19 protein-coding genes and 1 pseudogene are annotated in these 19,230 nt (G+C 63.6%); 6 read left to right on the forward strand and 14 right to left on the reverse strand.

Annotated features, from left to right (window positions below):
- Both GQR91_RS18230 and GQR91_RS18235 read right to left on the reverse strand, forming a co-directional pair.
- Complete coding sequence (locus GQR91_RS18230) at nucleotides 1-1,011, reverse strand: sugar phosphate isomerase/epimerase family protein (RefSeq protein ID WP_149683064.1); 1,011 nt, start codon at nucleotides 1,009-1,011, stop codon at nucleotides 1-3.
- 20 nt (nucleotides 1,012-1,031) lie between these two features.
- Nucleotides 1,032-2,264, reverse strand: coding sequence for an MFS transporter (locus GQR91_RS18235; RefSeq protein ID WP_235904111.1), 1,233 nt, complete (start codon nucleotides 2,262-2,264; stop codon nucleotides 1,032-1,034).
- 109 nt (nucleotides 2,265-2,373) lie between these two features.
- Between GQR91_RS18235 and GQR91_RS18240 the strand changes: the two genes are divergently transcribed.
- From GQR91_RS18240 to GQR91_RS18250, 3 genes and pseudogenes are all read left to right on the forward strand, one after another.
- Entirely contained in the window at nucleotides 2,374-3,795 is a 1,422-nt protein-coding gene (locus GQR91_RS18240) for an MFS transporter (RefSeq protein ID WP_149683065.1), read from the forward strand.
- A 28-nt stretch (nucleotides 3,796-3,823) separates the two neighbouring features.
- Nucleotides 3,824-4,615 (forward strand): MBL fold metallo-hydrolase, encoded by a 792-nt coding sequence (locus GQR91_RS18245; RefSeq protein WP_149683066.1) that lies wholly within the window; start codon nucleotides 3,824-3,826, stop codon nucleotides 4,613-4,615.
- Nucleotides 4,616-4,875: 260 nt separating this feature from the next.
- Nucleotides 4,876-5,834: pseudogene (locus GQR91_RS18250) on the forward strand (IS481 family transposase).
- Nucleotides 5,835-6,022: 188 nt separating this feature from the next.
- Here GQR91_RS18250 and GQR91_RS18255 read toward each other — a convergent pair.
- Genes GQR91_RS18255 through GQR91_RS18265 form a run of 3 tightly spaced genes read right to left on the reverse strand, consistent with a single transcriptional unit; the run spans nucleotide 6,023 to nucleotide 8,903 of the window.
- Nucleotides 6,023-6,886, reverse strand: coding sequence for a hypothetical protein (locus GQR91_RS18255; protein ID WP_149683069.1), 864 nt, complete (start codon nucleotides 6,884-6,886; stop codon nucleotides 6,023-6,025).
- Nucleotides 6,883-8,328 (reverse strand): relaxase/mobilization nuclease domain-containing protein, encoded by a 1,446-nt coding sequence (locus GQR91_RS18260; protein WP_235904112.1) that lies wholly within the window; start codon nucleotides 8,326-8,328, stop codon nucleotides 6,883-6,885. Before GQR91_RS18260 ends, GQR91_RS18255 begins: the two co-directional genes overlap by 4 nt.
- The gene (locus tag GQR91_RS18265; protein WP_149683070.1) at nucleotides 8,325-8,903 is read right to left on the reverse strand and encodes a ribbon-helix-helix protein, CopG family; all 579 of its coding nucleotides are present in this window, start codon (nucleotides 8,901-8,903) and stop codon (nucleotides 8,325-8,327) included. The genes GQR91_RS18260 and GQR91_RS18265 overlap by 4 nt, the downstream gene beginning before the upstream one ends.
- Nucleotides 8,904-9,249: 346 nt before the next feature.
- On the opposite strand from GQR91_RS18265, the gene GQR91_RS18270 reads away from it, so the two are divergent.
- Nucleotides 9,250-9,516: a hypothetical protein gene (locus GQR91_RS18270; protein WP_149683071.1), complete on the forward strand. Its 267-nt coding sequence runs from the start codon at nucleotides 9,250-9,252 to the stop codon at nucleotides 9,514-9,516.
- Between the two features lie 660 nt (nucleotides 9,517-10,176).
- Here the strand turns inward: GQR91_RS18270 and GQR91_RS18275 are convergent.
- From GQR91_RS18275 to GQR91_RS18315, 9 genes are all read right to left on the reverse strand, one after another.
- Entirely contained in the window at nucleotides 10,177-10,521 is a 345-nt protein-coding gene (locus GQR91_RS18275; RefSeq protein ID WP_149683072.1) for a hypothetical protein, read from the reverse strand.
- Entirely contained in the window at nucleotides 10,518-11,198 is a 681-nt protein-coding gene (locus tag GQR91_RS18280) for a ParA family protein (RefSeq protein WP_149683073.1), read from the reverse strand. The genes GQR91_RS18275 and GQR91_RS18280 overlap by 4 nt, the downstream gene beginning before the upstream one ends.
- 1,521 nt (nucleotides 11,199-12,719) lie before the next feature.
- Entirely contained in the window at nucleotides 12,720-13,331 is a 612-nt protein-coding gene (locus GQR91_RS18285; RefSeq protein WP_149683074.1) for a DUF3800 domain-containing protein, read from the reverse strand.
- Nucleotides 13,332-13,859, reverse strand: a complete 528-nt coding sequence (locus GQR91_RS18290; protein ID WP_149683075.1) for a helix-turn-helix domain-containing protein — start codon at nucleotides 13,857-13,859, stop codon at nucleotides 13,332-13,334.
- A 259-nt stretch (nucleotides 13,860-14,118) separates the two neighbouring features.
- The gene (locus tag GQR91_RS18295; protein WP_149683076.1) at nucleotides 14,119-14,892 is read right to left on the reverse strand and encodes a hypothetical protein; all 774 of its coding nucleotides are present in this window, start codon (nucleotides 14,890-14,892) and stop codon (nucleotides 14,119-14,121) included.
- Nucleotides 14,889-15,863: a restriction endonuclease gene (locus GQR91_RS18300; protein WP_235904113.1), complete on the reverse strand. Its 975-nt coding sequence runs from the start codon at nucleotides 15,861-15,863 to the stop codon at nucleotides 14,889-14,891. Before GQR91_RS18300 ends, GQR91_RS18295 begins: the two co-directional genes overlap by 4 nt.
- On the reverse strand, nucleotides 15,758-16,639 hold the full coding sequence (locus tag GQR91_RS18305) for a Shedu immune nuclease family protein (protein ID WP_164727772.1): 882 nt from the start codon (nucleotides 16,637-16,639) through the stop codon (nucleotides 15,758-15,760). Before GQR91_RS18305 ends, GQR91_RS18300 begins: the two co-directional genes overlap by 106 nt.
- A 455-nt stretch (nucleotides 16,640-17,094) precedes the next feature.
- Complete coding sequence (locus tag GQR91_RS18310; protein WP_160146825.1) at nucleotides 17,095-17,235, reverse strand: hypothetical protein; 141 nt, start codon at nucleotides 17,233-17,235, stop codon at nucleotides 17,095-17,097.
- A gap of 331 nt (nucleotides 17,236-17,566) precedes the next feature.
- Complete coding sequence (locus GQR91_RS18315) at nucleotides 17,567-17,959, reverse strand: DUF3768 domain-containing protein (RefSeq protein ID WP_235904114.1); 393 nt, start codon at nucleotides 17,957-17,959, stop codon at nucleotides 17,567-17,569.
- A 340-nt stretch (nucleotides 17,960-18,299) separates the two neighbouring features.
- Here GQR91_RS18315 and GQR91_RS18320 point away from each other — a divergent pair, with 340 nt between their 5' ends.
- Entirely contained in the window at nucleotides 18,300-18,557 is a 258-nt protein-coding gene (locus GQR91_RS18320; protein ID WP_249042674.1) for a hypothetical protein, read from the forward strand.
- A gap of 14 nt (nucleotides 18,558-18,571) precedes the next feature.
- Nucleotides 18,572-19,225, forward strand: coding sequence for an SOS response-associated peptidase (locus tag GQR91_RS18325; RefSeq protein WP_149683079.1), 654 nt, complete (start codon nucleotides 18,572-18,574; stop codon nucleotides 19,223-19,225).
- The last annotated feature ends 5 nt before the right edge of the window (nucleotides 19,226-19,230 follow it).

Here is a 19,230-nt window from a genome sequence, read left to right on the forward strand (position 1 = left end):
TCAGGCGGCGATGGCATTGGTGGCGGGACCGTCGATCAGCGCTTTCAGCATTTCCTGATGACGGCGGACCTGTTCGACCGAGTCGACCTCGTGCGCATCCTCGATCCAGCGATTTCCTTCGTATTCGGAACAGATATAGCCGTCATAGCCGCCCTGCTTCAGCACATGCACGATCTTGGCATAGTCGATCGACGGTTCGACCAGATCGGTGTTCATTTGATAGAATTTGCCGTGAATGTGGTGGATGCGGTGCATGTAGTCGAGCATCCGCTTCGGCTCGTAGGCGGCATTGTGGCGCAGCGTTTCGGCCATGGCCAGGGCCGGCCCGGTGCCCCCCATCTCGCGCACGTTCAAGATGACGTATTCGCTCAGGACCCGGTCCTCATACGCCTTCACGATATAGTCGGCGATGTGCTGCGGCACACCATTGCGGATGAAACGCTCCTTCCACACCGGGGGAAAGGCGGCAAGGAACATGCCCATGTCGGGCAGGAAGCCGAGCGCATCGCTACCCGATTTTTCGAAGGCCTCGGCATGGCGGACAATCCACGGGTGGTCGAAATGCAGCGGGGCGTGCACCTCGATCAGCAGCTTGACGCCCTTCTCCTCGGCATAGGGTGCCGCCGCGACGAGCACGTCGGGGGCGATCGACACCAGTGCGCGGAGATATTTCACGCCAAGGCGGGCGCCAAAATCAATGTCCTTGCGAATGCTCGCGACCTGTTCGTCGAACGGCATCTCGCGGCCCTTGTACCGCTTGTAATCGAGCATGAAGTCGTGGGCGACCGGCACCGCGCCGTATTTGGCGATCAGCTGGTGCCATTCGGCGATCTTCTCGTCCGCCACGCCCGCTTCGGGCCAGCCCCAGAAAGTCTGTTCACCGATCACCTCGATCCCGGGCGCGCCCAGTTCGACGCTGGTGCGGATGCAGTCCTCCAGTGTCATTTTGCCAAGAAAGGTTTCGTTCTGATAGCTGTAGAGGCTGACGCCTCGTTTGATCGTCATGACCATCGTCCTGCAATTGGGGTGGATCAGGCGACCGCCGGCCGGGCCGGGTTGCCCCCGCCACGCCGCGTCACCGCAAGAAGGAAGGCCGCGACCGCGCCGACGGCCCCGGCCGCGCCCATGATGAGGAACGCTCCCTGCATCGCGCCCGTCTGGACGCGGAACAACGACACTAGGAACGGGCTGGAAAATTGTCCGAAGAAGAAGCAGGCGGTCCACACCCCCATGCCGCGCCCGCGATGTTCGAAGGGCAGCTTGGTCTGCGCCCAAGCGATCAGCGTCGGTACGGCCATGCCCGCCCCGGTCTGCTGCACGACCAGCCCAGCGACCATCCAGCGCCAGTCGGCGGCCAGCCCGATCATCGCCAGCCCGCCACCGATCAGCGACAGGAAGATACCAAGCTGCACGACCGGCCGCGCCCGGCCGGTGGCCCAGAAGATCAGGGATCCGACCATGACGAACAGGCTGGGGATGAAGGTCAGCTTGCTCAGTTCCTGGGACGACTGGATACCGACCTCGCGGAACGCCATGCCGCCATTTATGATGAAAACATAATAGAGCGCCGACGCGAACAGCGTGACCGTACCGATGATCACGACCGATGCCGCCGGAAACGGGGTACGCGTCGGTTCGGCACCGATGCCCAGCATCTTGCGCGCGGTGGCATCGCTGGTCGGCTCGTACAGGAATTTGGCAGCGGCGATGAACGTCGGGAAAGCGATCAGGTAGATCAAGAAGATGCCGTTCCAGCGTAGACCCGTCAGAAACCCCGACGCGAGGATGACGCCGCTGGCAAGAAACGGTCCGGCCAGCCCCTGCAGCGTCAGCCAGTTTCGCCGACCCTTTTCGTCCCAATAGTCCCCGATCAACGTGTTCATCGTCGTCAGGATCGCCGCTTCGGCAATGCCCAGCAGCAGCCGCGACCCATAGATCGCGTTCAGATCATCCAAGAAGAACGGCGCCGTTCCGAACACGCCGAACAGCAGCGTCGACGCCAGCAGCAATTTGCGACGCCCAAACTTGTCGACCAGGATACCGGCGAACAACGCGAAGATCGCGATGGTCAACCCCGGCGCCGACACCATCGCCGGCACCTTCCATGCAGCGGTCGGTTCAGCAGCGAAATGATCGATGATCGACGGGACCGCCGGAAACAGCGATACGATGGCAAGGATCGGCAGGAAGCCGGCGATGATGACGGTCAGCCCCTGGCCAAAGCCAGGGCTACGTACGCGCATCTGTCCTGTGTCGGCGCTCATCCGAATCCTCTCCCATATCCATCGACCGGTATGCCGGCTTAATTAGAACTTGCATTCTGATACGCGGTATCGTCTTGACCTGCAACCCTGTCAAGTAAGGATCGGCGACGTGGCATCAGCAGCAGTATCGGACCGGTTAAGCGATCGGCAGCGCAGTCTGGCGTTCGCGACGATCCTGGTCGCGTTCGTCATGGACGTGGTAGATTCGACGATCGTCAACACGGCCTTGCCCGCGATCCAGTCGGCGCTCGGCGCTTCCGACCGGGCGATGCAGTGGGTGGTGTCGGGCTATTTCCTGACCTTTGCCGTCCTGCTGATCGTCGGGGGGCGGCTCGGCGACCTGTTCGGCTATCGGCGCATGTTCGTGAGCGGTGTGGTCGGCTTCACGCTCGCCTCGCTCGCCTGCGGTCTTGCCGCTGACGGGCGCGCGTTGTCCGTGTCGCGGCTGGCGCAGGGCGCTGCCGCCGCGATCATGGCGCCGCAAGGGGTGGCGTTGATTCAGCAACTCTATTCACCGACCGAGCGCATCGGGCGACTGGCGGCATTCGGCGTCATCGGCGGGCTGGCGGCGATCGGCGGGCCGGTCCTCGGCGGATTGCTGATCGAATGGAGCCCGTTGGGGCTGGGCTGGCGCAGCGTGTTCCTCATCAACTTGCCCTTCGGCATATTGGCGCTGATCGCCGGCCTGACCTTGCTGCCGTCGGGCCGTTCGGGCCACGCCCTGCGCCTGGACGTGCCGGGGTCGCTGCTGCTGTTCGCCGCATTGGGCACGTTGCTGTTGCCACTGATCGAGGGGCGCGCGGCGGGGTGGCCGTGGTGGACCTCCGCGCTGGGCCTTGCCAGCATCGCGTTATGGTGGGCGTTCTGGCGCTACGAATGTCGGCGGCGGACGCTTCTCGGCTCGGCGCTGATCGAACCCGCATTGTTCGCCGATCGCAGCTTCCGCATCGGGCTGAGCGCGACCATGGGGTTCGCGATCGCCTCAGGCGGTTTTCTGCTGACGTTCAGCCTGACGTTGCAGCGTGGTCTAGGCTACGCCCCAATCGACGTCGCGTTGTTGCATATTCCCTTCGGCCTAGGCGTCATGGCCGGTATCAGCCAGATCGGGCGAAAGGCACTGCCCCGACACGGGCGGCGTGTGCCGATCGTCGGCGCGGTCGTAATGGCGGCTGGCTGCGTCGCCACCGCGATGGCGGTCTGGCTCGCGCTGTCCCCGGCGGCGATCGGTGCACTGCTGCTGATCGCTGGGATCGGCATGGGCAGCCTGGGCGGACCACTGGGACCGATCACTCTTGCCCGCGTCGATCGCAACCATGCTGGGGTAGCTGGCGCGATGCACAAGACCGTGCAGCAGATCGGCGGCGCGCTCGGCACCGCGTTGATCGCGACCGTCTATTTCATGATCGCACCCGATACCGCAGCGGAATCGATGCCGGATGCGTTCCTCGCGGCGTCCGGTATCGTTGCGCTCGACCTGGTGGCTCTAGCGCTGTTGGTGCGCCGCCTGCCAGGACGGCTGTTTGATCGGTAGATCGTCAGAGGTGACAGAGGAGACGGCCATGATCCATATCTGCGCAACCTGCGGCACCTCGTACGAGAGCGGGGCGGCACAGCCCATCCACTGCGCGATCTGCACCGACGAACGCCAGTATGTCCCGCGGTCCGGGCAGAAATGGACCTATCGGGAGCAGATCGCCGCCCAACACAACAACCGGTGGCGCGAACATCGCCCCGGCCTGCTCAGCATCGAAACGACGCCGCGCTTCGCCATTGGGCAGCGCGCGTTTTTGTTGACGACCCCGGCCGGCAACATTCTGTGGGACTGTATCGCCAACCTCGACAGCGCGACGATCCGGCTGGTGACCGCGCTGGGCGGCCTGCACGCGATAGCCGTGTCCCACCCGCATTACTACACCACGATGCAGGATTGGTCGGCGGCGTTCGGCGCGCCAGTCTTCCTGCATGCCGCCGACCGCGAATGGGTGATGCGGCCAAGTCCGCACCTGCGGTTCTGGGAAGGCGAGACGCTGGAACTGGCCGACGGGGTTCGGCTGGTTCGCCTGGGCGGCCACTTTCCCGGCGGCACGGTTCTGCAATTGAATAGGGCGGATAAAACACTGCTGGTGGGCGACATTCTACAGATTACGCCCGGGGGCGATGCGGTCTCGTTCATGTGGAGCTATCCTAACATGCTGCCCCTGTCCGCTGTGACGGTCGACGGTATTGCCGATCGCGTCGAAAGGCTCGATTTCGATCGAATGTACGGCGCCTTTACCTACCAGAATATTGAGGCCGGAGCGAAAGCGATAGTACTGCGTTCGGCGGAACGATACATTTCACATCTCAATTGACGGAGCGATTTAGTCTGCGGCAAAACTGTTTTTCGTTGGGCGGATGACAGTATGCATACTGCAATCCGCACTACCAAAACGCTCCCGATATTGCCTGCTGCCCGACGATCGGACCTACTGCCGACCGAATGTCCGGTTATGCAGTCCGTTGCCCCGAAGCGGACCCGCCGGCACCACCAGTCAGCGGGTGTTCGCCCCGCTAGGTGTTTGATCCCACGGTTTGATGGTGCGATCCTTTCGTTGGAATGGAAGGAAGCCGTATGGGACAGGTACGCCATGGGTGCGCCACGACCACGCACGCCGTCCGAGCAGCAATACAGCTTGTCGAGCTTCGCTCGCGACGTTGAGCCGGGAGCTGGGGATCAACCCGAAGACGGTGGCGAAGTGGCGTAAGAGGGCGACGGTCGAGGATCTGAAGACCGGGCCGAAGGCCCCTCATTCAACCACCCTTTCCGAGGCGGAAGAGGCGATGGTTGTGGCGTTCCGCCGTCATACGCTGCTGCCGCTCGACGACTGCCTCTACGCTCTGCAGCCATCGATTCCGCATCTGACCCGGTCAGCGCTGCATCGGTGCCTACAGCGACACGGCATCTCGCGCCTGCCGGACATCGAGGGCGACAAGCCAAAGCGGCAGCGCTTCAAGCGCTACCCAATCGGCTTCTTCCATATTGATATTGCTGAGGTGCAGACCGCCGAAGGCAAGCTGTATCTGTTCGTCGGTATCGACCGCACCAGCAAGTTTGCGGTCACCCAACTGGTCGACAAGGCCGACAGGCGAACCGCGTGGGAGTTCCTCGAGCACCTGTTGAAAGTCGTGCCCTACCGCATCCACACGATCCTGACCGATAACGGCATCCAGTTCGCCGAGCAGCCGCGCAACCGAAACACCGCCTGGTCACGCCAGATGCGCTTCGACATGATCTGTGAGGCGAACGACATCGAGCACCGGCTCACGAAGCCGAACCACCCGTGGACCAACGGTCAGGTCGAACGGATGAACCGCACCATCAAGGAGGCGACCGTCAAACGCTTTCACTACGAGAGCCATGACCAGTTGCGGACGCACCTCGCCGACTTCATGGCCGCCTACAACTTTGCCCGCCGGCTCAAGACGCTCAGCGGCCTCACACCCTACGAATACATCGCCAAGATCTGGACGTCAGAGCCAGACCGGTTCATCGTCAACCCGATCCACCAGATGCCGGGACTGAACACCTAGCATACCGGGGCGTCCGCTTCGTCAAGATCACGTCCGAAATCGGTCAGTCCGCTTTCCACCCATCGACGGGCGGTTGAGGCCCCCTGCCCCACCCCTGAACGAACGGCAGCTCACGCAGCCGACTGCCCCAAAGCGGAAAGGCCGCTTTCCACCAAAACTCGTAAATTTCATGTCCATCGCTCAAACGCTTAGCGTACTCGATCATTATACCTTTTCGGCGACCCAATGTGATCGCCTCTTTTAAGGATGGGCCGCTCTCCCATTTCCAAGCAGTTTGCAATGGCGCGATGCAACTCGGCGATACCAATCGACATTTCTGCTTCCGGCATGTTCGTCGACTCGCGACGTGCTGCAGCGACGATGTCCAAGGCCCCGGCAAGTTCGGGTTCCGCCAAGAGGGCAGCCCCCTCCCCTTCCACCCACAACCGTCGCAGCGCGGCCGAGCGCGCACGTTGCGCTGCCTCGGAGCGATCTTCCGCGAAGGTGGAAGTGGGGGACGGAGGCGGATCTACGCCCCTTGCGGCCAATTCATCACGTGAGATCGCGGCGAGTTTGTATCGCAGCACTCGGTCCTCGCGGCTATCAGTTGGCGATGGCCGATATTGGTCTCGCAGGATCTCAATCAGTGATCTGGATTGAACGTCGCGCACCGCTTCATTCCAGTCTGCCAAAGCACGAATTGTGGAGGTCCGGTCCGCCGGCTGACCCAAAACGTAGCGCTCCAGGAGCGGATCAGCGAGGACATCGACGGGTAACGGAGCTGTATTGCCGACGGCGGCTGCGTGCGCCCATCCAGCGACCTCAGCGACGCGCGCAAGCCCCTCCCCTGTCCGCTTGGAGCTGTCGCAGAGTTCCCCGATGATGCTCTCGAGTTGAGAGGGGGTATCACCGACGCGTTCCCTCGGGCTCATGCTGTCGAGCCGGGATATGATGGTCTCTTGGCTGTCCCGAATTTGCCTGGCTTGCTCGGACAGCTCCTCGACCTGCCCCTGCATCAGGGTCAGCGCGTCGAGGATAGCCGCGAGGCAATCATTCCCATCGGCGCCCATCACCGCTTGGGCCCTCCCTTTTCAGGATTCAGGTCGCGATCGCGCAGGCGTGCGGCCCGCGTGCGTTCGCGCTCTTTGAGCTCCCGCATGACTTGATCGATCCTGTCCGGCTCTCGAACGGGCGACGCCGGATCGATGGGTTGGGGTGACGTGGGCGGACGGGTTCGAGCAGGCGACGATGCTGGACGATGGTCACTAGGACCTGCCGGCTCACTATCAGCCAGATGCGCGGCGCGGCGAGTTTCAATCCGCTCGCGCATCGCCTGTGAACGCACCAGCGCTGCCGCGATCGGATTGTCGATGTGAGCCCTCTCGCCAGACGGGACGGAGAGTGGGCGCCGCCCCTCCGCGGGCGCCTGATCGCGCGTTCCCGTTGTCCGTCGATAATATGGTTCAGGAACCGTCATCACTTCCACGAACCGCTGAAGGCTGGTTGCAACCGTTTGGTTGACGATCGACGGCGACGTTCGGAGTACGGCTATCGACTGCTCATAGGCAGCGCGAACGGAGGCTTGGCGCGTGGCACGCGTCGCGCGTAGTGGATTTGACGCGTCCGCAGGTGCGAGCTGTCGAACGCGCGTCTTCCTGCTCTCGTCGAGCCTCGGAACTCGTCCCGTCTCGCGGATCTTTCGGGCCGCCATCGGTTCATGGGCGCTGTCGACCCCCCTGGCTTTAGATGGCGTCGCGTTCGCCTCGATGCCGCGGTCGCGAAGCTTCTGAGCGAAGCGTTGGCGATACCGAAACAGGTCGTCGCGTGTCGGATGGAAGCGCCGCCCGTCGTGATCGCGGCGAGCGAAAGTGACGTGAACATGCGGGTGATCCCGGTCGACGTGGAGGGATGCAACCCACGATCGGTTCGCAAATTCTTCCCGGGCGAAGTCGAGCGCCGCGGCCTTCAGCCGCTCGGGATCGGTACCGGACGGCATCGACAGGATCATCGAAAGTGACGTTGCGCCCTTGCGGCGTGCGTCGTCCGCCATCTCCCATTCCTGCCAATCATGGGCGAGATCCTGCATGGTGTTCCCGTCCCGAACGACGTCGCCCTCGCTGGTGTAGAGCGCAACTTCCCTGTCGGCGCCGTGTCCGAGCCGGCTGATATAGGCGAAATTCGCGAGTACATGTCCGGCGCCATGCTGGCGCCCGGTAATTCGGACCATGACTTCGGGTACTCGCCTGGCGGTGCGATCCAACGTGGAGATGGCACGGCGGCTGATAGCTGCCTGCGATCCACCGCCGAAGGCCTGCTTGACCCTGTTGTGCGATCGATGGCCACCCCCCTGCGACGCGGGCTTCGGGAACATCGAGGCCACTGCGAAGCCCAGTAACGTGCCGCCATGGTCGCGCTCTCGACCACCCCCTCCCCCGCCCGCAGCAGAGTGTCGCTTCGATGGAGAGAAGATGCCCGCCATCGTGTCGAGCATTCCGGGAGAAAGGTTGAAGCTCATCCGCGTGGCTCCCCGAATGCGCCGGTCCAGTACGCGACCTCTCCGCCGACATAGCGCGACAAGGCCCGCCGAGTGGTGTGCAGGAGCCCCTTCAACTCTCCACACGTATCGATGAACGGTTCGGCGATGCGTGCGATGTCGAGGCTGCTCTCGGGCTGGTTGGCGGCATTCATCGCGTGCACTGCCTGGTTGATGTTCCTGCCGATGAACAGAATCTGCTTCCGAACCTTTCCGATCTCGTCCTTTGTCACCGGGCACAACCGCAAGCTCGCCGCCCTATCCCACAGCTGCCAGCGTATCGCCCGCTTGATCCATTCGTTTCGAGAAAGGCCAAGCGGCGCACCGACCTCATCGATCGCCTCGATCTCGCTGCGAAGGAGCCGGATGGTCACGCGGACGTGATCATCGGGGGAGCCGCGCCGCCCCACTCCGGGCGTCGGCAGATTGTCGTTACCCGGCGCGAGGACCGCGCGTGCCAGAGCACGCGCCATCCAGGCGCTACGCGTCTGCCCGTGAGCGGCTGCGACGCGGTCGAGCTCCGCTACCAATTCGTCGTCCAGGCGAAGGCTGACCATCGCTTCTCAAGCCCCGTGCAGCGGTGCCATCGAAGCCAATGTATTACATTGGTGCCAGATGGCGTATCCTGCCATCCCTAGTAGACACTCTTTCCTCACTCTAAAACTCAATAGATGGAGTGAATTCACTCCATGCGCGGAGTGGTAGGCAGTCAGGAGGACAGCGTTTTCTGCTTTGGATACGAACCTATCTCGCTAATGTCTGCGGGCATTGCTTCTCCCTTGCGGGTTTTTCGCGCGCGAATAAGATGCATGCCGGCCGGGGGTCGCGGTTATCTCCCGGCAACTCTTGTTAGCAGGACTCACGTTCGTACAAGTCTGCGGTGGATAGATTGGGAGACACATTATGCCTCGTGCGAAAGCCAAGACCGACGATCTGGCGACCATCACTGCCCGTCGTGAGGCGCTGCTGGCCGAGCTCGCGCGTGTCGACGAACAGGCCCGTATAGCGCAAGAAGCCGCGCGTGACGCCGGCCGGCCCGTGCTTCTTGCAGCACTGGAACGGGTCAAGATCTCTGCGATCGACAAGGCCGATGCCCGCTCGATTGCAAGGGCGCTTGCCACACATGGCGGCAAGTCCGTTGCAGCGCATCTCGCATCGATCTCGGTGTGATCCACTTTCCCGATCGCCTTATCGGCGCGCTCCGGCCAGCGCTATCACAAGCTGTCTCGTATCCGCCGACGTCGCACAGCGGGCGTGGTACTAAGCCTATCGCGTGCGATCCGGATCGGTCAGGCATTAGGATGCACCGCCTTCCAAGTCGGCGCTTTGATCGCACGTCGGATTGAGGGGAGGAACGGACACCAGAGCGCGCCAAACGGGTCGTGTGCAGCCGTTCGGGATCGTGGTCGATGTACTGGCCTCTGCCGGCGACCGCGCGAGGACGCCGCCCCTCTCCCCCGATCGGTAGGGCGTGGCGACATGCTCGGCTTGTTGGGACCAACCGACAATTTCTGCTGCACGAGACAGGCAAAAAGCGCGGTTCGCGACGCGCCGTTGATCCATCGGATCATGTCCCCCATTTGGCCAGATAGCGGCCCGGACGGTCGGGTCGGAGCGGCGTCATCCCCGATCGTATCGGGGGGCGATGAGCGCATTACCCGTCCACCAGCGAACGGGTATGCTGACACGAAACTTCGCAAGTGCGCTTCGGGCGCAGCGCGGGTCAGCGCTGACTTCTGTCGGTGAACGGCTGCGCAAAGAGGGGGCGATCGCGCGTACAGGGCGGCCCCGAACGCATCAGGCTCGCCCCCCTCCCCTGCCCTTTTGCGGTCAGTCGCCCGCGGCCGCGCGACGCTTCTCTTCGGCCAAAGCATAGTCGAGCAAACGCGTCATCGCTTCGCCGCGCGACAGGCGATTGCGCCAGACGAAGTCCTCGAAACGCTCCCGGTCTTCGGGCAGCGATCGCACGTGGATCGCGTCGGTATACTTCGCCTCGCGGACCTTGCGCGCGGGACGCTTCGGCGCGGCCGGCGTCGGCTTCTCCGATCGGAAGCCGAGGCCCTCCCCTGCGCTCTTGGCAGCCGCGCGCTGCTCCGGTGTCGGTACCGGAATGTCGTCGTCGTCCGCGAAGCTCGTGATTGACCGACGGGACGGAGCAGTCGGCTTCTCGGTCATGCGGACAGTCCTTCTGCGAGCAGCGAAACGACATCGTAGGCGAAGGCGGCGGCGTTCTGGCGAGCGCTGTCGAGCGATCCCACGTCAGCGGCAGTCATGTCGTCGAGCGTGCCCCCCATGCTGAAGAGACCGCGAAACGCACCGCGTTCGGCGAGCGCCGTTGCGATGAGCGGGATACCGGCGCCCTCGAGGTTGCTGACGACTGCCTTGAGATCGCGCGGCCACAGCCGGGTCGAGGCTGGCGTTCGTGTGAGAACGGCTGCGACCGGGAGCGGTCGGTCACGGGCGGTGCCGGCGTTGCGGACGATCTTGAACGCGCGCGCCGCTTCTACGGCGTCGAGTTCGGACCCCTGGATCGGGACAAGCGCCAGGTGTGACATCAGCAACGCGTTGGTTGCGCGTGCGCTTGCCTTTCCTTCCAGATCGACGATCACGTAATCGGCGCGCTTGCGCGCCTGATCGATCGTCGAGATGATTTCATCCTCGTCGATTTCCTGGATGACTTCGATGTTGCTGGGCTTACCTTCCTTCCCCGCCCAGCGCGCCAGGGGAAAGTTCGGATCGGCATCGATCATCACGACGCTCGATCCTTTCGAGGCAAGCTCGGTCGCGAGGATCAGCGCTGTCGTGGTTTTGCCGACCCCACCCTTCGGGGACAGCATGGTGATAACCGGCATCAAGAATCTCCCTACGCCGCTTGGCAAACGACGAGATTAGCGCACGTTGTGCACCTCGGCGGCATGTGAATTGTGTGCCATGGGTGACGGTCGGACACAAGTATCCAACACGCACATGTTGATCCTGCGCACATGTTCACATGTTCATCTCGCGCGCATGTGGTCGGTTTCGATGCCGGAGCGTCGCGCCCGATGGGCCAGTGCGCGCCCTCATCAGGCGCGCCGTCATGAACGAGCCTGCACCGAAGGAGCGCCGGCGACCGGTCAAGCCAGCGATCCCCTGCCCTCCCGATATGTACGGTGCCCAAACGCTTTGCCTGACCGCGCCGATGCCATGTGCACGTCGTGCACATTGTAAACATTGTAAACATTGTGACCATTGTGACCATTGTGAACATTGTGACATTGTGACCATTGTGAACGTTGTGAACATTGTAGCATCGCGGGCCGTGTCCGCGTGTTCACGGCGTGAACATGCGCACCTTGGATAATCTGGCGACAGTGAGGACGTGTTTACATCGTGGGCATGTGCACCGCGTAGACGTGTGCACGGCGACGCGACGTGCACGATGCGCACTTGTTCACTGCGGCATTCGATCGCCGCCTCGAAGCGAGACCCATCGTCGGCAGACCAATCTGTGCTACGACCTGACTTCCTGAAGTTGGGGCGGGCCGGCAGCACGCATCAAAGGACACGCACATAGCTGCGCCGGGCACACGCTCACAGTGAGCACATGGCTGCGCCGTCCGCATGCTCGTCGCGTGCACATGGTCACTTGCGCGCAGCGGCCCAGGGTCCACATGCGGGCGATGGGCACATGTTCACACGGTGAACTTGGTCACAACGGCACTTCAACGGATTTTCGGTTCAAACGCATCGACGCCGACGTACCAGCACTGGCTCTCGCGCCGGAAGGATGCAACGTGCGCCCCCATCTCGCACATGTTCACATGCTCACCGCGGGCGCAGGCTCACGCACGACGGATCGCGGAACCGCTGTCAGGCAGGGGAGGGGGTCCGGCATCTAACCTGCGGCCGCCTCGGCCTTGATTCGACAGGCGATGCTCGCCAGCAGCGTCCGACCGCAGCCGTTCAGATCAATGATGTGCTGCCAGGTCTTGTCCTCACGCAGATGCTGCGCGATCGCCGCAAACGCCGACCTATTGGCATGGCGTTAGGGCGGTTATGGCCATCGCACTGGCGTGTCGTTGATGCGCGGCCCTTGTCCAGCCAATCTTGAATAGGGGAGGGCGATCGTCGTCTCGACGGACGGTACCGGTCGTTAACGTCTGATGGGTACTTGTGGCGCCGGCTCCCCGTACGGGACACGCGTGACCACTGGTACTTGTATCCGGCATGGCGAGCGCGTACATGGAGCGGGCAGGGAGACCTGCAAGGCGACTTACTCCGGCCCCGTGTTGGATGAGCGCTGTGGCTACCCAGGGTCTCAAACCCTGGTTGCCGGCCACCATTCTCCCTGACACGTTTCTGAGCCGCCCTTCGGGGCGGCTCTTTTCGTATCACAGCAGATCGATGCCGTACTTTTCGCGCAGCCCTTGCGCGTTCATCTCGCCCTCGACGACCCAACGACGGGCGTACGCAACGACGTCGGCAAGCTGCAACAGCCGGGACGCGCCGGAGTCCAGTCGTACAACGCGGTTGACGCCGCGGAACCGACCGTCGTCGTTCCGCGCCCGCTCCATCTCGGCATCGAAGTCGGGATGATCGTTATGCTGATTGACGTCGGTGATGACATCGACGTTGCCGACGCTGTCACGCCCAAGGACGGTCCGAAAACGCTTCATGCCAATCTTCACCGTCTCGACGACCGCCTGCGCGTACACCAAGGGGGGAGGGCCCGGCCGACCCTGGAAGTGCTGGTTGATCAGCACGACCCGGTCGAGATCGGCACCTGCCCGAAGCCGATCGAGCAGGCCTTGGAGATAGCCATTCGCCATCTTCACGGCGTGGACCTCGTTCGCGTCGGGGGGCAACAGGTCGCTGAACGCCTTGTCCAAACGTCCGGCTTCACGGGCAAGCACGAACAATGCGCCGAGCTGAAACGGACCGCTGCCGGCCGTTCCTGACTCGTCGATGAAGCACAATACCTTCTTGTTGAGGCCTTTGGTCACTCAGGCCTCCGCTTCGGCCGCTGTCGGCGCGGGTCGGCGGCGTCGCATCCCGGGCCGGGAAACGGCCTGTCGCTTGGCGCGTGCTTCCTGCGCGGCATCGCTGAAATCGGGCTCGATCTCCGCCAGCTTGTCGACCAGGCCCTGCAGATCATACTCGTTGGAGATCTTGCCGCGATGCGACGCACGGCGCTCGATCCGACGCACGAACCCGGCCTCTTCAAGCTCGGCGATGTAGCGCTGGACCTGCCGCTCGCTGAGATTCAGCCGCAAGGCGAGGTCGGCTTTCTTGGGAAACGGCTTGCGCCCGGCATCCCACCAAAAGTCGGCCAGCTGGATCAATACGGCGAGCTGGGTCGGGCTAAGGCCGAGGCGCCGCTGGGCACGCAGCAGCAGCGAGGGCAGCATACAGAAGCCGAGCGCGATCACCTTGGCGCCCCATTTATTGGCGGCAGCGCCCGACTTGCGGGGTGCCTTCGGCTGGCAATCCGCGACGGGCAGATCATTTTCTTCTTCGCTCTTGTCACTCATTCGTCGTCTCCGTAGGCTGCAAATGTGCCTTCGACGCATCGGTGACAAGGCGTAGCGACCGGACACTTTTGTCTCGTCGGCAAGAGACGCAGGTGTCTCCTCGGACGAGACGCTGATGTCCGCTCTTAATAAGGACGTAGGTAACCGGACAAACCGTAAGCCGATTAAGCGAGATTCAGGGCTACCGGACGAAAATGTCCTGTCGGTACCGGGTGATACGCCGAATCAGCATGCCGCGGGTCAACCGCGATCGGCCGATCTATGGCGACGGCACATCCGCCGCGTAACTATGTTCATCGATGACGCCCTGCTGCAATCCCATCGCAAGGCGGAACGCCGCGTCGGCCGTCGCGCAAAAGGCGTAGGCGTCGAACGGGAAGCGGGGCAGGGCATGGCCGAGCCGATCGTCCGAGCGCACGGCGCGTTCGAGTTCGTCGCGCACGGCGTTGAGAATGTCCTGTTCACATGCGGCCAAGCGGTCGAGTTGCGCGCGTAGCAGGTCACGCAGCTGACGCTGGACGCCGATCTTGTGCGCTGCCCGGGTGGAAAGCACGTTCATCTGCTCGCGCACCCGCTCGTCACCCCGCCAGAAGGTGAAGAGCACCGCCTCGCGGACCAGAGGGCCATCGGATAGATGCTCGCCGCGCCCGTAGTGCGCGATGTCACTGTTGCGCAGCGTCTTGATCGTACGGTGCGCGGCCCGCAGTTCCGGCGTCAGATAGTCGTCAGCAAGGATGCCTTTCCGCTGTTTCGACGACGTGAACGTCGCCCGTGCGTAGAGTACCACCGCATGCGAGAAGAGCGCCCCGGTAACGGTCACCTCGCGTTCGCTTAAGGCCTCCTCACGATTTTCTCGCGCCGCCTGGTGCCGGTCGATCTCGGCGAGGCACCGCTCCGCCTCCAGCAGGTCCTGACGGATGGTGCCGGCGGCTGCCGCTTTGTCGATCAGGCCAACCAGACGCTGGTGGCGGCCCGTCGGGCGCAGCCAGGCGGCGAGCGCGGACAGATCGGTGGTCTGGCAGACTTCGGTCACGGGAAGAGGTCCGCCAGGGGGGCGAAGACCGCGCCGGTCTCTGCGGCGTGGCGCGCCTTGGCGGCGATCACGTGATCGATCCCGATCCCGCGGTCGAGCGCCTCATAGAGATCGCGTCCTTCGAGTGCGATCGTCCGCTTGCCGCGGCCAAAGGCTTGGAGGCCTTCCTTGGTGAAGCCGCCGAAACTGACGAACAGCCCGCGCGCCCATGCCGCCTTCTGACCGATCTTGCCTTCGAAGGTGTGGAGCTCGGCTTGGCTGATGCGACGGTTCAACCATTTGGCTTCGACGAGGTAGATCTCGCCGCCATGCTCGAAGCTGCCGTCGATCTGTTCGCCTGCAAGCCGGAACGGTTCGCGCGGATTGAGCCGGAATGCATCGAACATCTCCGTGAGGAAACGCTCGAACGCAAAGCCACGCTGGTGCGGTTCGGTGTCCCGGATGCTGACAAGCCGATCGCGCAGGCGGGCAAAGTCGATCGCGTCGAGGATCGGTGCGGCGACGACATTGACTGGAGCAGGGAGCGCTGACCCTTGCAGTCGCGCGATGAGCGCCGCGATCTGGCCGGCGGCGCGCGGCATCGGATCGGCCGTGTCGGCGCTGCGCAATGCCTCTCGGTGCTCCCAGAGGACCCGAAGCGTACGTGCGGCGGTGCCATCGTCCACCTGCCCGAGAAAGCAGCGCAATCGCTTGCCCTTCGAGATGCCGTCAACGGCATATTGCGGTGCATCGATGTCGATATCGAGTTCGCGAACGAAGAAGTCGCTGAATGTGCGATTGGAAAAGTCGAGAATGTACCCCCGCTCGCCGCCCCGAAAAATTTCGTCGACGAGACTGAGGTCGATAGAGCGAAGACTGCTCATCGTCACTTCGCCGGCTTGGAAGGGGCCTTCTCGTCGACCGCCTCGAGCATACGCAGAATGGCCGGGTGAACATCGCCAGCTTCGTCCTCGGTCGGCTTCGTCGCCCACTTCTCGTTGAACCGCAGCAGGTGATTGTTGCGCCACGCGTCCATCTGATAGCCCTCGCTCACGAGCTCGGCCTCGATCGGCGCCGGCACGGTCAGATGTTCGGGCAGAACATAGGAGAAGAGGAGGATCGGCAATGCGTCCAAGCGCTTGATCGCGTAGCCGGTCGAGCGCGTCGAGAGGAGGCATTTCTTGCTGGCCCGGCCAGCGCGGTAGCTGCGTAGCAGTGAGTCGTACGTGAGGATCTTGATCTTGTTGTCTTCCTCCAAGCCGGCGATCCGATCGCGTTGCGCCTGGTTGAAATCCTTCGTGCCCGAGCGGCCGATAATGAGGACACGGCGAAGGTCAATCCGGTTCGATGCCATGCCGGGCGGGACGAGGATTGGCCGTAGCCGCTCGCGCAGCTCGGCCTGATGCTGCACCCAATAGTCCTGCCAGACCGCCGTCTGCGCAACCGCCTCGTTGAAGGCGCTCGAATAGCCGACATGTTTGCTGCTGGTGGTGAAGAGCGGCTTGTCCGCGCGCTCGATCTCCACGAGGACGAGGATCCAGCGATCGGATGATTTCGTGAGATAGGCAAAGTCGGCGGTGCGTACGCCGATCGGAAACTTCGCGATGATGCAGTTCATGTGCAGGCGGTGGTTCAGCAGCCACGCGCTGGTGTCGAGGAACTCGGTATGCTCCTCGAGGAAGGCTTGAATGTCGTTCTCGTCCTTGTCCTCGTCGGACAACAAGGTCTCGAAAGCGGTGGCAAGCGCCTCATCGGGTTGTTGCCGCATGGCCGGCGTCATCCTGTTGGGGTCAAAAGATGTTTTTCGACCTTTCGCGACAGGATTTATGACACCGACGTGCAGATCGCCACTGTCACGTCGCGGTGCGATCGCGTCCGGCGGCGCGCACGGAGCGATAAGGCCGATCGTCCGGCCCTGAAGCCGGCCTCGTCGCGGATCGCAGCGCCGACGGGAAGCCGGCGGCGTGCCCCGCAGAGCACGCCGTCGCTTCGGAACCGGGTGTTGGAAACCAAGAGTGAGCTTGGCGCGAACGCCTTTAGCCGGGTGGCCTGGACATACGCGTCCGCCACCCGGTTGTATCGAACCGGCTCTCACTCTTCGGGGTTTCCACGCCCCGACCCGCGTCTCCGCGAGTGTCTTCCTTGTACCGACAGCAGGGTCATCCGCGCAAGCAGCCATCCCGCCGCATCATCCATCCGCGGCGGGAGCCGCACCGTCGTCGCTCACTCCTCCCAAAGTGGCTTGCGCTTGCGGGCTCGCTTGGGCGCGCGGGGCAGGGGAGGGGGGACGATCACCTCGATTTCGATCGCGATCATCGCCAGATCCGCGAGCCAGGCCTGGATGCGTGCGGGCTTGTCGAGCATGGGAACCTCCGTCTGTCCGTTTGAAGACGGGCACGGCCGGACGGTCGGGCGGCGTCGGGGTCACAGGACCGCGAAGCGGCCGCGTCAGCGGGGCGTGGGGGTGCCGATTTTCGCGGGACTCGAAGCGCAGCGCCGAGCCCGGGAAAATTGGGGGCACCGCGCATCCTTGACGCCGGCGTCGACCGACCGTCACGCTGGATAGACGTCGACGACAGATTTCAACGTTTACGCTGAGGGTGAGACAGCCGCCCGTACCGGGAAGCTGCCGTACCGCGAGCGTCGCTCGCTTGCGTCCGAAGCGCCCCGGCGGGTGAGCGCCGGGGCAGGCGGGTCAACGCTCGTCGGCCCGCATGATCGTCAGCACGCGCACCGTCACCTGCGGATTGCTGGGATCCTCCGAGCCCGCGGACAGGTCGGCATCGTAATAGTCGATCTTCCACATGCAGGCGGCGCCCTCGAACACGAAGGTGCCGAGATCGTGCTCGCCATAGGGATCGTTCGCGGGGGTGAAGGTGTCATAGGCCGCGATCGTGCGGAGCAGCTCCGCGCGCTTGCGAAAGTTGCGAAAGACCGCGACGTCGCCGATCAGGTCGGCGATACCGCTGGTCATCATGACACGGTTGGCGCCGGGTTGGGTGATGTTGGCGCGAAGTTCGTCATTGAGCCGTGCGATCTTGCGCTGGCCGCCGGCCGGCTGGGCGGGCATTGGTGTCTGGTCCGACATGGCAGGTCTCCTTGGCCGCGAAACCCCGCCGATCGGGGCCTTTCGACAGGCGACAGGACCGCCGGGTCACAGGGGGCTGGCGCACCCGCCAGGGTCGCAACGCCAGTGGAGAAGCCCGCGTGAGCGGGCTTGCGCCGGGTCGCGACCCGGCGAGGACGTTGGAAGCCTTCGTAAGTCCCGGTGATCGGACGAGAGGGGAGGGGCGGGGAGACGCTGACGATCGCCACCATGATGCTGGACGGACGCGACGAGCGAACGCTATCTTCTGCCGATGGAAACGGGCGCCGATATCATCGCATTGTGGCCGCGTTGGATGGACAGCGCCGGCGAGATGCATCGCATGCAGGCCCTGGTACGGTCGCGCTGCGCGACCTGCGGCACGCTGCTTCGCGTCGATGTGGCTGATCTCGTCGCCCGCCACGGCCCGGGCTATTCGCTGATCGACAAGCTGGAGCGGTGCCGGATGGTCGGCTGTTCCGGCTCGACATTCTATCTCGCGTCGCGAACCTATGGCGGTGCCTGGACCCTGCTGCTGCGGGACCCGGCGCTGATCGCGAGCTTCGAGACGCTGCCCCCGGCACGCACCGCACTTGGCTGACGGGGCGGGCGCGGATGTGCACCAACTATCGCCGGATAAAGGGCTTCGATCAGATTTGCGAGGAGTTTCACGAGACGCGGATTTCGGTTCGCTTCCCGGAGCGTCATCAAGCGCCCAATCTTGAGCCGCAGTCGGAGATCCGCCCGACCAACCGCGCCATTATTCTGCGATCACGCGACGATGGGGTCGAGCTCGCGTGGATGCGCTGGGGGCTGGTCCCGTTCTTTCACACGGGACCGATCGGCGCGTGGAAGGCCGCGACGTTCAATGCGCGTGCCGAAGGGGTGAAGACAGCGCCCTCGTTCCGTGACGCCTTCAAGCGCCGACGCTGCCTGATTGCGGCCGAGGGCTGGGTCGAATGGAAGGGTGAGGGCAAGCCGAAGCCCAAATTCTACGTCAGTCCACGAGGCGGCGAGCCGATCTGCTTTGCCGGCCTGTGGGACCGAGCCAGGACGGAGGATGCGGGAGAGGTCGAGAGCTTCACGATGGTGACGCAACCGCCTGGGGCGCTCAGTGACCTTCATCACCGCGCGCCGGTCGTGCTGCGGCGGGATACTTGGGCGCGCTGGCTGGATCTCGAAGCGCCGGTCGACGATTTGCTGACAGCTGAGCCGCTCGACCTCTACCGCGTACAGCCTTTCCACGAGGTGTCCGGCGCCCTGATCTGACGCCT

The sequence above is a fragment of the Sphingomonas carotinifaciens genome (assembly GCF_009789535.1).
GTDB lineage: Bacteria > Pseudomonadota > Alphaproteobacteria > Sphingomonadales > Sphingomonadaceae > Sphingomonas > Sphingomonas carotinifaciens.

Coding starts and splice junctions, on each gene's coding strand:
- GQR91_RS18230 (WP_149683064.1), bottom strand. CDS start 1,011: ATGGTCATGACGATCAAACGAGGCGTCAGCCTCTACAGCTATCAGAAC.
- GQR91_RS18265 (WP_149683070.1), bottom strand. CDS start 8,903: ATGGTCAGCCTTCGCCTGGACGACGAATTGGTAGCGGAGCTCGACCGC.
- GQR91_RS18245 (WP_149683066.1), top strand. CDS start 3,824: ATGATCCATATCTGCGCAACCTGCGGCACCTCGTACGAGAGCGGGGCG.
- GQR91_RS18260 (WP_235904112.1), bottom strand. CDS start 8,328: ATGAGCTTCAACCTTTCTCCCGGAATGCTCGACACGATGGCGGGCATC.
- GQR91_RS18315 (WP_235904114.1), bottom strand. CDS start 17,959: ATGTCGGACCAGACACCAATGCCCGCCCAGCCGGCCGGCGGCCAGCGC.
- GQR91_RS18290 (WP_149683075.1), bottom strand. CDS start 13,859: ATGAGTGACAAGAGCGAAGAAGAAAATGATCTGCCCGTCGCGGATTGC.
- GQR91_RS18325 (WP_149683079.1), top strand. CDS start 18,572: ATGTGCACCAACTATCGCCGGATAAAGGGCTTCGATCAGATTTGCGAG.
- GQR91_RS18320 (WP_249042674.1), top strand. CDS start 18,300: ATGCAGGCCCTGGTACGGTCGCGCTGCGCGACCTGCGGCACGCTGCTT.
- GQR91_RS18275 (WP_149683072.1), bottom strand. CDS start 10,521: ATGACCGAGAAGCCGACTGCTCCGTCCCGTCGGTCAATCACGAGCTTC.
- GQR91_RS18270 (WP_149683071.1), top strand. CDS start 9,250: ATGCCTCGTGCGAAAGCCAAGACCGACGATCTGGCGACCATCACTGCC.
- GQR91_RS18305 (WP_164727772.1), bottom strand. CDS start 16,639: ATGCGGCAACAACCCGATGAGGCGCTTGCCACCGCTTTCGAGACCTTG.
- GQR91_RS18310 (WP_160146825.1), bottom strand. CDS start 17,235: ATGCTCGACAAGCCCGCACGCATCCAGGCCTGGCTCGCGGATCTGGCG.
- GQR91_RS18235 (WP_235904111.1), bottom strand. CDS start 2,264: ATGAGCGCCGACACAGGACAGATGCGCGTACGTAGCCCTGGCTTTGGC.
- GQR91_RS18280 (WP_149683073.1), bottom strand. CDS start 11,198: ATGCCGGTTATCACCATGCTGTCCCCGAAGGGTGGGGTCGGCAAAACC.